The sequence below is a fragment of the Helicobacter sp. MIT 01-3238 genome, assembly GCF_003364135.1.
GTDB lineage: Bacteria > Campylobacterota > Campylobacteria > Campylobacterales > Helicobacteraceae > Helicobacter_B.
Window position 1 is genome coordinate 58152 of record NZ_NXLN01000007.1, and the last position, 14682, is coordinate 72833.

At 40.9% G+C, this 14682-nt stretch carries 18 protein-coding genes; 16 read left to right on the top strand and 2 right to left on the bottom strand.

The genetic code is table 11. The annotated features are described in order from the left end of the window. From CQA40_RS03690 to lolA, 16 genes are all read left to right on the top strand, one after another. Entirely contained in the window at positions 1-906 is a 906-nt protein-coding gene (locus tag CQA40_RS03690) for a ParB/RepB/Spo0J family partition protein (RefSeq protein ID WP_115519601.1), read from the top strand. 62 nt (positions 907-968) lie between these two features. Then, positions 969-1397 (top strand): F0F1 ATP synthase subunit B', encoded by a 429-nt coding sequence (locus tag CQA40_RS03695; protein WP_115519602.1) that lies wholly within the window; start codon positions 969-971, stop codon positions 1395-1397. Positions 1398-1414: 17 nt separating this feature from the next. After that, positions 1415-1948 (top strand): hypothetical protein, encoded by a 534-nt coding sequence (locus CQA40_RS03700; RefSeq protein ID WP_115519603.1) that lies wholly within the window; start codon positions 1415-1417, stop codon positions 1946-1948. A gap of 1 nt (position 1949) precedes the next feature. Next, positions 1950-2477, top strand: coding sequence for a F0F1 ATP synthase subunit delta (locus CQA40_RS03705; protein ID WP_115519604.1), 528 nt, complete (start codon positions 1950-1952; stop codon positions 2475-2477). A gap of 36 nt (positions 2478-2513) precedes the next feature. After that, on the top strand, positions 2514-4025 hold the full coding sequence (gene atpA, locus CQA40_RS03710; protein ID WP_023927353.1) for a F0F1 ATP synthase subunit alpha: 1512 nt from the start codon (positions 2514-2516) through the stop codon (positions 4023-4025). An 11-nt stretch (positions 4026-4036) separates the two neighbouring features. Beyond that, positions 4037-4954, top strand: coding sequence for an ATP synthase F1 subunit gamma (gene atpG / locus CQA40_RS03715; RefSeq protein ID WP_115519605.1), 918 nt, complete (start codon positions 4037-4039; stop codon positions 4952-4954). 11 nt (positions 4955-4965) lie between these two features. Beyond that, a complete protein-coding gene (atpD, locus tag CQA40_RS03720) occupies positions 4966-6375 on the top strand; it encodes a F0F1 ATP synthase subunit beta (protein WP_115519606.1) in 1410 nt (469 codons plus the stop codon). A 10-nt stretch (positions 6376-6385) separates the two neighbouring features. After that, on the top strand, positions 6386-6775 hold the full coding sequence (gene atpC, locus CQA40_RS03725) for an ATP synthase F1 subunit epsilon (RefSeq protein ID WP_115519607.1): 390 nt from the start codon (positions 6386-6388) through the stop codon (positions 6773-6775). Between the two features lie 12 nt (positions 6776-6787). Further along, positions 6788-7351, top strand: coding sequence for a MotA/TolQ/ExbB proton channel family protein (locus tag CQA40_RS03730; protein ID WP_115519608.1), 564 nt, complete (start codon positions 6788-6790; stop codon positions 7349-7351). Positions 7352-7380: 29 nt separating this feature from the next. Continuing rightward, on the top strand, positions 7381-7782 hold the full coding sequence (locus CQA40_RS03735) for a biopolymer transporter ExbD (protein ID WP_023927358.1): 402 nt from the start codon (positions 7381-7383) through the stop codon (positions 7780-7782). Positions 7783-7785: 3 nt separating this feature from the next. Beyond that, on the top strand, positions 7786-8520 hold the full coding sequence (locus CQA40_RS03740; RefSeq protein WP_023927359.1) for a TonB C-terminal domain-containing protein: 735 nt from the start codon (positions 7786-7788) through the stop codon (positions 8518-8520). Between the two features lie 74 nt (positions 8521-8594). Beyond that, positions 8595-9866: a Tol-Pal system protein TolB gene (tolB, locus tag CQA40_RS03745; RefSeq protein WP_258864446.1), complete on the top strand. Its 1272-nt coding sequence runs from the start codon at positions 8595-8597 to the stop codon at positions 9864-9866. Between the two features lie 331 nt (positions 9867-10197). After that, complete coding sequence (gene pal / locus CQA40_RS03750) at positions 10198-10752, top strand: peptidoglycan-associated lipoprotein Pal (RefSeq protein ID WP_023927361.1); 555 nt, start codon at positions 10198-10200, stop codon at positions 10750-10752. Between the two features lie 147 nt (positions 10753-10899). Then, positions 10900-11874, top strand: a complete 975-nt coding sequence (locus tag CQA40_RS03755; RefSeq protein ID WP_115519609.1) for a tetratricopeptide repeat protein — start codon at positions 10900-10902, stop codon at positions 11872-11874. Next, a complete protein-coding gene (locus tag CQA40_RS03760) occupies positions 11871-12461 on the top strand; it encodes a peptidylprolyl isomerase (RefSeq protein WP_115519610.1) in 591 nt (196 codons plus the stop codon). Before CQA40_RS03755 ends, CQA40_RS03760 begins: the two co-directional genes overlap by 4 nt. Positions 12462-12537: 76 nt before the next feature. Next, positions 12538-13107: a LolA-like outer membrane lipoprotein chaperone gene (lolA, locus tag CQA40_RS03765; RefSeq protein ID WP_115519611.1), complete on the top strand. Its 570-nt coding sequence runs from the start codon at positions 12538-12540 to the stop codon at positions 13105-13107. Positions 13108-13364: 257 nt separating this feature from the next. Here lolA and CQA40_RS11410 read toward each other — a convergent pair whose 3' ends face one another. Further along, positions 13365-14075, bottom strand: coding sequence for a tetratricopeptide repeat protein (locus tag CQA40_RS11410; RefSeq protein ID WP_115519612.1), 711 nt, complete (start codon positions 14073-14075; stop codon positions 13365-13367). A gap of 18 nt (positions 14076-14093) precedes the next feature. After that, complete coding sequence (locus tag CQA40_RS03775) at positions 14094-14669, bottom strand: hypothetical protein (RefSeq protein WP_115519613.1); 576 nt, start codon at positions 14667-14669, stop codon at positions 14094-14096. Between the last annotated feature and the right edge of the window lie 13 nt (positions 14670-14682).

Consider the following 14682-nt stretch of genomic DNA (forward strand, 5'->3'; position numbering starts at 1 on the left):
TTGGCAAAGAAGCAAAAAAAGGCACTTGGTAGCGGACTAGCTGAACTGCTAGGCGATACTATGCGCGCCTATGAGGAGGACCTAAGCAATGCTAGGGTAGGCGGGCGTGTGTCTAGCCAGTTTGAGGTTGTAGAGCTAGAAGTGGAAAATATCCACCCAAATCCATATCAACCACGCAAAGCATTTGATGAGGATTCTCTAAAAGAGCTAGCGAAATCTCTTGAGGAGGACGGACAGATACAGCCTGTCGTGGTGTATGAAGATGAGGGGAAATATTTTTTAGTTGCGGGCGAGCGGCGATTGAGAGCGAGTAAAATCGCAAAATTATCTAGCCTAAGAGCAATCATAAACAATGCCCTAAAAGACAAGCTACGAGAAATAGCCCTCATAGAAAATATCCAACGAGAGGATTTGAACGCTATTGAGCTAGCAAACTCATATCAGTCTCTTATTGAAGAGCACAATATCACGCACGAGGAGCTTGCTAAAAAGCTAAAAAAATCTCGCACACAGATTACAAATACTTTGCGATTGCTTCAGCTTAGTGAGTATGCTCAAAATCTAATTTTGGAGGGCAAAATCACACAGGGGCACGCTAAGGTAATGGTGGGGCTTAGCGAAAAAGACCAAAAGGTGCTGGCGGATTCTATCATCGGACAGAAGCTATCTGTTAGCGACACAGAGGGGTTAGCTAAGAATCTAAAAAATTCCGCAGGGAATGTCAGGCAATCACAAAAGCAATCAAAAGGAAGTGGTGATGCTAAAGATTCTATTGCAGATGAGCTGAAAGAATTGCAAGAAGTTTTTATTTCGCTTGGGATAAGCACGCAGATTTCTCACAAAAGTGTTACGATTCAACCCAAAAGGGATAAAATTTTGTGGTTAATTGAGAAATTAAAATCTTAATTTAAGATTGAGTTGCTATAATGTTTGGACATTGTAAAGAAAATCTTTAAGAAAGGACTAAGATGAGTATCACTATACCAGACCCCTACTTGATGTTGCTAGTGTTTGTCGTATTTTTGCTTACGATGGTTTTGCTAAATGTTTGGCTGTTTAAGCCACTTATAGGTTTTATGGACGAGCGTGAGGCTACACTACGCAAAGATTTGGATTCGATAAGCAGTAGTGATACACAAGTCCAAGAAATCCAACAACAAATCCAAGATATACTCTCTGATGCGAGGGCTCGCTCAAGCGAAATCCTCCAAAAATCTACTAGCGATGCAAAATCTCACTACGAAGCCAATCTCCAAAAAAAACAAGAAGAGCTAGTAAAAAAACTTCAGGATTTTCGGGCTAATCTTGAGAAACAAAAAGAAGTCAGCAAAAAAGAGTTGCTTGCTCACTTGGGTGAGTTTGAAGACGCACTTAAGCTTAAGATTAAGCAGCTGTGAGCTAAAAGGAGAGTGTGATGAATGTGATGAGGTGGATAGCTAAGATTGTGTTTTTGTTTGGTGCGCTACATAGCGTGTCTTGTGCTTCTGGGGCGGTAGATATTTCACAGACTGATTTTACTGTGCGAATTATAAACTTTGCGATTTTTGTGGCGATTGTGTGGTATTTTGTCGTGCCATATTTAAAAGACATTTTAAACAATCGCAAGGCTTCTATTGCAAAGAGGTTTGAGGAAGTCCAAGAAAAAATGAAATCTGCCAAGAAGTCCAAAGAGCAGGCAAAAAAACAGCTAGAGGAGGCAAAGAAAAGAGCCGAAGAAATCATCGCTTTTGCCAAGCAAGAGTCGGGTAATATCGCAAAGCGGTATGATGAGCTGTATAAAAGCGATGCGGAAAATCTCATCAAAGGTAGCCAAACGATTATGGAATTTGAGGAGCGAAAGATGAGAGAGGAAATCGTCCAAGCCGTGCTAAAAGAGTTGTTTAATGGCAAGGCAGGGGACATTAGCAGTGATGAGTATGTGAGAATCCTACAAAGTAAGGTGGCGTAATATGGAAGAGATTATCGCAAAAAAATACGCGCAAGCACTTATCAAAACCTATGATAATGCGACACTAAAAAAACTTAGCGATGTTTTGTCTAGTGCGTGCAAGGCGTTTGAGCTAGAGAAGTTTAGGGATATTATTCACTCTCCTTATGTGCAAAAGGCAAAGAAAAAAGAACTATTGATGTCTTTGCTAGAAAATCAAAAAGAGTTTGAGAATTTTGTAGATTTGCTAATACAAAACGGTCGCATAGAGATTATGCCTTTTATCGCTGATATTTTGCAAAAGCATTTGCGAAGTTTGCAAAATCAGCATAAGGCTGTTTTGTATGCAAATAAAAACCTTGATTCTGGCACGATTGATAGCATTGCTAAGAGCCTCTCAAACAGGCTTGGCGCGAAACTTAGCATTGAGCAATCTCAAGCCAAAATCGATGGTATTCGGCTAGTAGTAGAGGATTTGGGAGTGGAGATTTCTTTTCTCAAAAAGAAATTCTTTGATGATTTACAGTCCCATATTTTAAAGGCGATTTAGCCTAGTTATTTACCCCAAAGTAAAGGAGAAAAAGAAGTGGCACAGAAACTAAAATCTGAAGAAATTAGCTCAATAATCAAGGAAAAGATTAGTAGCTTTGATATAAATATCGACATATCCGAGACAGGTAAAGTCATCGCTTATGCCGACGGTGTGGCAAAAGTCTATGGACTTAAGAATGTAATGTCCTATGAAATGGTGGAATTTGACACGGGTGATTTTGGCTTGGCGTCAAACCTTGAGGAAGGTAGCGTTGGTGTTGTTATCTTGGGTAATGGTAGCAAAATCAAAGAGGGTGCTTCTGTAAAAAGACTAAACAAACTTATGAAAGTTCCCGTTGGCGATGCTGTTGTCGGGCGTGTTATCAACACTATTGGAGAGCCAATTGATGGTAAAGGTGCTATTGAAGCAAGCGAATATCGTTTCGTTGAGGAAAAAGCACCGGGTATTATGGATAGGAAGTCTGTCCACGAGCCATTGCAAACAGGGCTAAAGGCTATTGACGCACTTGTGCCTATCGGACGAGGACAGCGTGAGCTTATTATCGGCGATAGACAGACAGGGAAAACAACCGTTGCGATAGATACGATTATCAACCAAAAAGGGCAAGATGTCATCTGTATCTATGTGGCTATCGGGCAAAAAGAATCCACTGTCGCTCAAGTGGTGCGCAAGCTTGAAGAGCACGGAGCTATGGAATACACAGTAATCGTAAATGCTCCCGCTTCCTCATCTGCGGCTATGCAGTATCTTGCTCCATACACAGGTGTAACTATCGGCGAATACTTTAGAGACAATGCACGACACGCGCTTATTATCTATGATGATTTGAGTAAACACGCGGTGGCTTATAGAGAGATGAGCTTGATTTTGCGCAGACCTCCGGGTCGTGAGGCTTTCCCGGGTGATGTATTCTATATTCACTCTCGTTTGCTAGAGCGAGCTGCAAAACTTTCTGATGAAAAAGGTGCTGGCTCGCTTACCGCACTTCCCATCATCGAAACTCAAGCAGGCGATGTCTCTGCATATATTCCTACCAATGTCATTTCTATCACTGATGGGCAGATTTTCTTGGAAACAGATTTGTTCTACTCTGGCGTTCGCCCTGCGATAAATGTGGGACTTTCTGTATCTCGCGTGGGTGGTGCAGCTCAAATCAAAGCCACGAAACAAGTTGCTGGGACATTGCGACTTGACTTGGCACAATATAGAGAACTTCAAGCGTTTTCGCAATTTGCTTCTGACCTTGATGAAGTCAGCCGAAAGCAACTAGAGCGAGGACAAAGAATGGTGGAAGTTCTAAAGCAACCTCCTTATTCGCCGTTGCCTATTGAGCGACAAGTGGTGGCTATTTTTGCTGGAGCACACGGATTTTTAGATGATATTCCTGCAAATAAAGTAGGGCATTTTGAAAACGATTTGTATCCATTCTTGGAAGCAAAATATCCTAAGATTTTTGAGGGAATTCGTAGCAAAAAAGCATTGGATAAAGACTTAGAGGCAAGTCTCACAAAGGCGTTAGAAGAATACAAGCTAAGTTTTAGCTAGTGGAGTAGGAAATGGGAAATAATCTAAAAGAGATTAGGACAAAAATCAGCAGTGTCAAGAGCACCCAAAAGACGACACGAGCGATGAAACTTGTCTCCACCTCAAAACTCAAAAAAGCCGAAGAAATGGCGAAGCGTTCGAGAGCTTTCCACGATAGGTTAAATGAAGTTTTTGAAGATGTCATCTCAAAGATGAAAGTGCGCGGACTAGAAAACATCAATAGTCGTTTTTTTGTCAACCTAAAAAATAAAGAAGTAAAAAAGGTTGATATTGTGTTTATTACCGCTGATAAGGGACTTTGCGGCGGGTTTAATGCAGCCACTATCAAAGAGGTGCTAAGACTGATTGCGGACTTTAAGTCAAAGGGTATTAAGGTAAGGCTTCGCGGTGTTGGCAAAAAAGGCATAGCGTATTTTACTTTTAATGAGATTGAGATTTTGGATAAGGTTACGGGGCTTAGTTCTTCGCCTGATTTTGAGAGAGCTAGTGAATTTATTATGCAGGTAACCAAAGATTATTTAGACGGCTTGACTGATGAAGTCATTTTGGTGCATAATGGATTTAAAAACAAAATCTCTCAAGAGCTAAAAGTCAAAAGTATCCTGCCACTAGGCTATAAGCTAGAGCAAGTCATAGAGGAAATAAGTGAGGATACTGCTCAGCAAGAATCCATAACCATTGAGCCAGATGATGATGAAGACGCAGTGCTAGACCAAGCAGCTCAGAAGTATATTGAGTATAATATGTATTACGCGCTGATTGATTCTCTAGCAGCAGAGCATAGTGCGCGTATGCAGGCTATGGACACAGCTACTGAAAATGCAGGCGAGCTAGTGAGAGAGCTTACTATCTCTTATAACAAAGCGCGACAAGAGTCGATTACTACCGAGCTAGTAGAAATCAACGCGGGCGCGGAATCTATGAAATAAAGGAGACTTAAATGGAATCAAAAGAAGGAAAAATCGTCCAAGTCATAGGACCAGTTGTAGATGTAGATTTTGAGTCGTATCTGCCTTTTATCAATGAAGCACTAGATATTGTCTATGATTTTGATGGCAAAAAGAAAAATCTAGTCTTAGAAGTGGCGGCTCACCTAGGCGATAATCGTGTGCGTGCAATCGCTATGGATATGACAGAGGGACTTACTCGCGGACAGGCCGTTATGGCAAGAGGAGAGATGATAAGCGTGCCTGTGGGCGAAGCTGTGCTAGGCAGAATCTTTAATGTTATAGGTGAAGTTGTCGATGGTGGTGCTCCTGTAAAAAGTGATTTGCGATGGGCTATCCATAGAGAAGCACCAAAGTTTGAGGAGCAAAGCACAAAGACAGAGATTTTTGAAACAGGGATTAAAGTCGTTGATTTGCTTGCACCATACTCAAAAGGTGGTAAGGTAGGATTGTTTGGTGGTGCGGGCGTTGGCAAGACGGTTGTTATTATGGAGCTTATCCACAATGTTGCTTATAAACACAGCGGGTATTCTGTGTTTGCAGGTGTGGGCGAGCGCACAAGAGAGGGAAATGACCTTTATCACGAAATGAAAGAAGGTGGGGTAATAGACAAAGTCGCTCTTTGCTATGGGCAGATGAATGAACCACCGGGAGCAAGAAACAGAATCGCGTTTGCAGGGCTAACTATGGCGGAGTATTTCCGTGATGAAAAAGGGCTAGATGTGCTTATGTTTATTGACAATATTTTCCGTTATGCGCAATCAGGCTCTGAAATGTCTGCCTTGCTAGGTAGAATCCCATCAGCTGTGGGTTATCAGCCAACTTTGGCAAGTGAGATGGGCAAGCTCCAAGAGAGAATCACTTCTACTAAAAAAGGCTCTATCACTTCTGTCCAAGCGGTATATGTGCCAGCTGATGACTTGACTGACCCTGCGCCCGCGAGTGTATTTTCACACCTTGATGCACGAACCGTGCTAAACCGAAAAATCGCAGAAAAGGGAATCTATCCTGCGGTAGACCCACTTGATTCATCGTCTCGTATGCTTGACCCGCAAATCGTTGGCGAAGAGCATTATCAAATCGCCACAGGTATTCAGCAGATTTTGCAAAAATATAAAGACTTGCAAGACATTATCGCTATACTTGGTATGGACGAGCTATCCGAAGAGGACAAAAAAGTTGTTGAACGCGCTAGAAAGATTGAGAAATTTTTATCGCAACCTTTCTTTGTCGCGGAAGTGTTTACAGGAAGTGCGGGCAAATATGTCGCACTAGAGGATACACTTGAAGGATTTAAGGGAATCTTGGAGGGCAAATACGACCATATCCCTGAAAATGCTTTCTATATGGTAGGAAATATACAAGAAGCAGTCCAAAAAGCAGAGAGTATGAAAAAAGCATAAAGGTTGCTATATGGAAAAAATAAATCTAAGCATTGTGACGCCTTATGGTGAGATATTTGCTGGCGAAGTGGATTCTATCACTATGCCCGGGGTTGAGGGGGAGTTTGGCGTGTTTTATGGGCATAGCAATCTTTTGTCATTGCTAAAAGCAGGCGTGATAGAGATTATCAATGACGGAAAGCACGAACTTGTGGCGATTGATTGGGGCTATGCAGATGTAAGTGCGACAAGGGTGAGTGTCATTGCAAATGGTGCGGTGGCAGTCGGTGGCGATGATGAGGGTGCTATCTCTGAGGGCATTGATAATGCTAGAAAACTCCTTGAGGAAGCTAGTGATGATAGAGTGGCTATTTCTTCAGTTGTCTCTCGTATAGAGCAAGTTGTAAAAAGCGGAATCTAGGGAATCAAAAGTATGAGTTCGCTGTTTATATTTTTTGAGGAGTCTAGTCCTATCACGCTTTTTACACTTGTGTGGTTATCGTTTTATTTTGTTGTTACTCTGTGGATTTTTTTCTACAAATACTTTTCTATATCTAGTATGTGCAAGGACGAGCAAGAATCGCTAGATGCGATTTTGCAAGGGCAGCAAAGATTCCCAAAAGACGCACTGTTTTTTAATACCGAGCACGGACTTAAGCCGGGTATTTTTTCTATTTGGAAAAGTAAGACTATCAAAGAAGCAAGCACAGGACTTTCGTTTTTAAGCATAATTGCTTCTACTTCTCCATTTATAGGGCTTTTTGGCACGGTAGTTGAGATTTTGGACGCGTTTGGTAGGCTTGGTAGCACGGGACAGATTTCTTTTGATGTGATAGCTCCTGTCATATCAAAGGCACTTATCGCTACGGCTGCGGGGATTCTTACAGCGATTCCAGCATATACATTTTTTTTAAGTCTTAAGCGCAAGGTGTATGATTTGGGTGTGTATGTGCAGATGCAAATAGACTATATCGTTGTTCCACATAGTTTTAGATAGATTTACAAAAGATTGGACACATAGAAACAATGGATGAGAATTTTTTGTGGGAGGATAAGCCAGAGCTAAATATCACTCCTCTTGTGGATATTATGCTTGTGTTGCTTGCTATTCTTATGGTAACTACGCCTACGATTGTCTACCAAGAGGACATAACCCTCCCAAAAGGCACAAAAACCAACAAACGCGCACTAGATAATACTTTGGAAATCCGTATAGACAAAGACAAAAAAGTCTATATCAAAAACAACTCTTATGAATACAAGGCATTTCCCGATAGCTTCAATCTCTTAGCAAAGCAGTATGACAAAAAAGAAACACCTGTTTTTATACGCGGTGATGAGCGACTGAACTATGAAACGATAATGTTTATCTTAAAATCCGTCAAAGAAGCAGGATTCCAAAAAATCTCCCTTGTAACAAGCGGGTAGCAAATGCTTCAAAAAAGTGAGATTCCATTCATTTATAGTGGCATTAGTGCTTTTTTGGTGTATTTTTTTGTGCTTTTTTTACTGCTTTTCAACTTCACACCACTTTTTAAAACCAAATACATTCCACGCACAAGCACGATTTTGGAGCAGTCTATTGCTATTAGCATTAGTGAGCCCAAAAAACCTAAACAAAAGCAAGACAAAAAAAATGCAGGCACACCTGTGGAGGGTATGGGGATAAAAGAAATGTTTTCTAATATCGCCGATGCGCAGATAATGCCACCTGTGGAAAATACTGATGATAGAAGTCAGGTAGCAAAAAACACCCAAGACAAAACTGAAAAAAATGCCCTCCAAGCCCTCCAAGAAGAAATCGAAAAAATACGCGATGAAATAAAAGCTATGGACAATAAACAAATAGAAGCGCAATCCCAAACGATTTCGCCAGATTTTGCTGATGGTAAGTATGACGAATGGTATGGCGAGATTTATGATATAATCTATCGAAAATGGAATCCGGGGTTTTATCAATCCTATCAAGGCGCGATAGTTACGACACTTGTGCAGATTAGCCCAAGTGGTGGGTTTAGCTATCGCATTGTTCGATTGTCTAAGTTTGATGGACTAAATGAGGGTGTGATTGAATTACTAGATTCTTTTAAAAATGAGAGTTTCCCGCCTCACCCAGAGGGGAAATCCGTGCAGATTGATATGAATTTTCGCATAGATTCTCAATAGTGTTTGTGCTTTGTATTTGCAAGTGATATATAATACGCAATTTTTATAAAAGGAAATAAAGAAAGGAAAATAATATGAGAAAGTTTGTAGTTGCGTTTTTTGGTGGCGTAGGACTTTTGATGAGTTTGACATTTGGCGCGGATGCGACTATGGAAATCGTAAAAAGCGTCCAAAGAATGCCAAAAATAGAGGTGGGATATGTCCCAGCAGGAGAGTCTCTCACTGCAAAGAGGGCGTATAAAGTGCTTATGGGGGATTTGAGTGTATCGGGGCATTTTGAGCCAAGTGATGGGGGGGCGTATAGCAAAGGAAGCATTGATTATAGTATTTACCAAGCAAAAAAAATCGATTTAGTAGCTATTATCCAAGTAAAAAAAGAAAACAAAAATTACAAGGCGACACTTCTACTTTATGACATAAACTCTTCTAATCTAAGCATAAACAAAACCTATCAAGTATCAGATTCGCAGCTATATCCATTTGCAGCGCACAAAATGGCTATTGATATAAACAAATACATAAAAGCTCCGCCGATTGATTGGATGAGCCGCTATGTGGTGTATTCTCAATACACGATTTCGGGGCTAGCAAATATCGTGCTTAGCGATTATACGCTTACTTATAACCAAACCATAATAACAGGTGGGCTTAATATTTTTCCTAAATGGGCTGATTCTGCACAAAAGGAAATCTACTTCACGCGCTATCTGCCATTGCCTACGATTATCCGCTACAATATCTACACAGGAGAGAGTGAAAGGCTCGTAGATAGTCAAGGTATGGCAGCGGTTTCAGATGTAAGCAAAGATGGCAAAAAGCTACTAATCACACTTGCTCCAAGAAAGCAGACAGATATTTATCTCTACGATACAAAAAGCAAAAAACTTAGTCAGCTTACCAAATATCCCGGAATCGATGTTTCAGGTGCGTTTATCAAAAACGACAATGAAATGGTGTTTATCTCTGATAGGCTAGGCACGCCAAATGTCTACTCCAAGTCGCTAAATCTCAATGCCCCAGCCCAACAAGTCGTTTTTCACGGCAGGAATAATAACTCTGTGAGTTCATTTGGCGATTATATCGCTTATGCAAGCCGAGAGAGTAATAACGAATTTGGTCCAAATATTTTCAATATTTATATCATTTCTACAAAGAGCGATTTTATCCGCAGGCTAACTGCTGTGGGAAATAATCAAATGCCAAAATTCTCTCAAGACGGCGGAAGTGTGATGTTTTTGAAACATACTGCTGGGCAGTCTGCTATCGGCGTGATACGACTTGACTATAACAAAAGTTTTTTATTCCCGCTTACAAATGCTGTGGGGATACAATCTTTTGATTGGTAATATTTTTTGATTGACAGAATTTGAAAATCTTGAAAAATGCTTACAAGATTTTTGTGGGTTTTTGTGGATTTGATATTGTGTCTTAAAAGGGTGGTATTAGGCGCATTAAAGGGGCATTGCAGGATTGTTTGATTTTTTGCCTAAAGTTTTTTTGATTTTTGAAATTTTGTAGAATTTAGCCACTGTCATACAAAAGCGAAAAGATAAAATCCAAAATACCAAACCCCACAAAATCGCCCTAAAATACGCATAAAAACGCAAAAAATAACAAAATATTTGTTTTTGTTATGTTAAAATGGTGTTTTTATCCCAAGCTTAAAGGAGTATTCCTATGAAGAAGTTTATGTTGTTTGGTGCAGCTTTTGCACTTTTTTTGATGACAGGTTGTGCTGATAAGGGTGTCAATGTAGATTCTGATGAAGATGATGATACTGACACAGAAGTGTATCAAGGAGCTAGAGGCTCACGCGGTGGTAGTGGAGGCGGTGCAGGTGGCAGTGTCTTTGGCGAAGGTGGAGATGCGGGCGAAACCATAGGAAGTGTCTATTTTGATTTTGATAGATTTAATATCCGTGGCGATATGCAATCTGTCATAGACGAAGCTGCAAGAAGCATAAAAGGACAACAAAGCTATCAAGTAACTATTGAGGGCAATGCTGATGAAAGAGGGACAGATGAGTATAACTACGCTCTTGGCACAAAGCGTGCGATAGCCGTGCGAGATGCCCTATCTCTAAAGGGTGTAAATCCTGCAAATATCCGTGTAATCAGCTTTGGCGAAAGCAAACCTCTATGCACAGAGCAAACAGAGGAATGCTACCAGCAAAACCGTAGAGGCGACATTCGCGTGATAGGTGGTGGCACTTCTGCTACTCCTGCGCAGTAGTAGCCATAAGTGGCATTGGGTGCAGTGGCGCAAGTGTAGTGCAAAGAAGTGGATAAATAGGTAGCCAGACACGCTTCACAAAAGAATCTAAAAAGCCTAAGCAAGACAAAGCTAACAAAGACAATAGAAATCATAAAAGCATAGAAAATGACAAGGGTAAAGATTTCTAGCGTTTTTGTATTTTTTAGTGCTTTGCCTGCTTTGGCTTTTTTTTGTGTCCTTGTGGCTGAACCATCGGCGTTTGAGCTACAAAGTGGTGCTACCAAAAAAGAGCTAAAAAACCTCCAAACTACTAACAAAAACCTCGAAAATATTGCCATTGATTACAATACTAGAATCCAAACTTTAGAGCAATCCCAAGAGGGCTTGCAAAGTGTCATTGAGGGGCAGTCTTTGCGTATAAAAAATCTCTTGGACTTGGCAAATGGGCAAGAGATGAGGATAAAGACACTAGAATCTAATCTAGATTCTGCTAGTGCTACTATCAGCGAGCTACAAGCACAAGTGAAATCCCTCACAACTAAGCTAAACGAAGTGAGTGCACTAAATGCAAAAGCAAATAGTGAAATCCTAAAAAAGCTAGAATCCATAGATTCAACCGCACAATCAAAAGCAAGTCAGCAAAAAGCAGGACAACCAAAGGCAGATGAAGCCAAAGTGGCTGATAGCAAAAGTGGTGAGCCAAGCGCGGCAAAATCCGCAGATGATGCTCCTGCTAGCGAATTCCCAAAAGAGTTTAAGCATTTACCAAAAAAAGAAGTCTATGAGCAAGCCCAAAAGCTATATAGACAAAAAGGCTTTGAAGCGGCAAGTGAGCGATATAAGTGGCTAGCAGAGGGCGAGTATAAAAGCGCGTTTTGCTACTATATGCTTGGCGAAATCGCCTATAAGCAAGCAAAATACAAAGAAGCAATCATATTTTTCAAACGAAGCGTAGCCATAGACAGCGAAGCAAGCTATATGCCTGTGGTGTTGTGGCATACGGCGTGGTCTTTCAAATACACCAAAGACACGCAAAATTATGAGAAATTTTTAGACCTTCTTATCGGCTCTTATCCTGACTCCGAGCAGGGCAAAAAAGCAAAAAATCTCAAAAACCAAACCAAAAAGGAAACAAAATGAGCAATATCTCACAAAATCAAGTCGTATCAATCCTCTATGAAGTGAAAGAATCACAGACAAATGAAGTCATTGATAGCAATCTAGAATCCAAACCGCTAGAGTTTTTGCTCGGTGCGGGGCAAGTCATAAGTGGGCTTGAAAAAGCAGTAGCAAGTGCCAAAAAAGGCGATAAGCTAAATCTATCTATCCCGCCAGAAGATGCTTATGGAATCTATCAGCAAGACTTTTTGCAAGAAGTGCCAAAAGAGCAGTTTGAGGGCATTTCTTTGCAAAAAGGAATGACGCTTTTTGGGCAAGCAGAGGATGGGCAGACAGTGCAAGTCATCGTAAAAGATTTTAATGATTCTATTGTGATGATTGACTATAATCACCCTTTGGCAGGCAAGACACTACTATTTAATGTCGAAATCACCGATGTGCGCGAAGCTACGCCTGATGAGATTTTGCAAGGTAGGGTAGGGGGAGGTTGCTGTGGTGGAGGCTGTGGCTGCGGGGACTTGGCAGAATCAGCAGAATCTATGAGTGGGCATAGTCATCATCACGGCGGAGGTGGCTGCTGTGGCGGAGGTGGCTGTGGCTGTCATTAGACTTGTCTAGTTTGCGTGATATTTGCACGCTATGTTTTGTGATATTTTGCAATCAGGGAAAATCTAAGGACTAGGTATGCAGGGATTCAAAAACGATAAACGCCGAGAAGTAAAGAGCTTTTTGCAAATATTTGTGGGATTTTTCGCGCTACATTTTGTCTCCTTTGGTGTCGCGCTTGGGTTTGGTGAGGATATACGCACTCTCAAAGCGGACTTTATCCAAAAGACACTTAGCCAAGAAAATACGCTCATATATAGTGGCACATTGCTTGCCAAAGCCCCTGCCAAAGCCAAGTGGATATATGAGAAGCCCACGCCAAAAGAGATTTATATCAATGGTAAAAAAACTACGATATATGAGCCGTTTTTGGAGCAGGTAAGCATAGGCAGTGCCAAGAGCAAAATCGACTTTTTGCAAATCCTGCGCCAAGCCAAGCTACAAAAAGACGGCAAATATCATAGCGTGTATGAGGATATAGACTACGCGCTTACACTGCAAGGTGGCAAGCCACAAAAGCTAGAATTTAGCGATGAGTTTGACAATGCTGTGGAAATCGTGTTTGAGCGAGTGCGGATAAATGAGGCAATTGATGATAGGGAGTTTGACTTTGCTATCCCACCAAATGTGGATATTATCAGGCAGTAGAATCTAAAATATATCAAAAACTTAAAAAAATTTAATTAAAGAAAAAGAGGCTTTTTGTAGTGCTTTGGTAGCCTTTGCATTTTGTGATTTACTTTTTTACCACCATTTATTAAGTGATTTCTAAATAAAATTTAGCCACTCTCCACGAAGCAAAAGCACGAGAGAGAGCAAAGAAAGTGTAAAAATTTAGCCCATAAAAAAGCTAGATAAAAATCAAAGCTCCACCACAAAAAGATAAAAGCAAAAAATTTACTTGTCTACTGCATATCCTTATAGATATTGCAAGCACCTTGATTTCCCATATCGCAGGCTTTGCCATAGTATTCTTTGGCTAGATAGCTATTTTGTCTTGTGCCTTTGCCTTGAGCGTGTAGATAGCCTAGATGAAAGCATCCAAATTGGCTATTTTGCGCTTCTATCTCATCACAGCTTTTTTTGAAGTATTCATAAGCCTTTTTGTAGTTTTGATACACTCCTTTACCCGCTCCAAATATACCTTTTCCTTTTAGATAGACCCCTCCCAATACATTGCAAGTAGCTGCTTGAATTTCTTTGTCTTTTTTGTCATTGCAGGCTTTTTCTAGCATTTGGAGTGCTTCTATATTCCCTGATTTGTAGTGCAATGTATTTAGCCAAGTGTAAATAATTGGATTCCCTAGCTCTATGGATTTTTTGGCATAAGATATGGATTTTTGGTAGTCTCCTGCTACTAGGTGGATTATCCCTACATTGTTGCAGGATTTGTAGCAGTTGTTAGCCTCTCCTATGCTATCGCAAGACACTGCGCAAAATTGCATTCTAGGCAAGACATTTGCTTCTATGAGTGCTTGGCACTCCTCTTTGTCGCCTGCTTCTAAGCATAGCTTTGCCATCATCGCTAGCTGTTCTTTTGAGGGTGTGGCTGGCTCTTGCTTTGCGGTGCTTACGGATATTGCTATTAGAAGTATTAGTATTTTTGTGTATTTCATTTTGCTTCCTTTTGCGGTTTAGTCGCAGAGATAAAACACTGCACTCTGTGCATATCTATCTACACTATAAGACCGTGTGATAGGCACGCTTGAGTAAGTCATAGAAGTGCTACTCCCACTTCCGCTTGCCCATCCACCAGAGCCAAACGCAGAGGCGTTTGAGTTTGTGGTAGTGTGTGAGGTGGTTGGCATCATCGTTGTGTATGTCCCGCTTGCTGTGCGAGAGTATTCTACGAGATTGATATATACATTTGCCCCACTCCTCCTAGCTACTTCTGCGGGGTTATCTTCCTCGCTTAATGCACCTTCAAACCCCGCCTCCCCTATGAGTATACAGCCATATTCGTTGTGTAAAGAACCCGCCACAGAAAGAAGTTCGTTTATATTCATCACTTTTATCACTTTTATCTCATTTGGATAGTTGCCACTAGCTAGTAGTCTTTCTACTTTTTCTTTTGGTATGGCTGGCTTAAAGAATTTTACATATCCATTTCCCTGTCCGCCCATCCCAAAAAATGAGCAACCACAAAATAAGAATCCAAATATTGCACATAAACAACCTAACTTCAAACTTTTGCTTGTAGCGTTTCGCATTTTTACTCCTTAG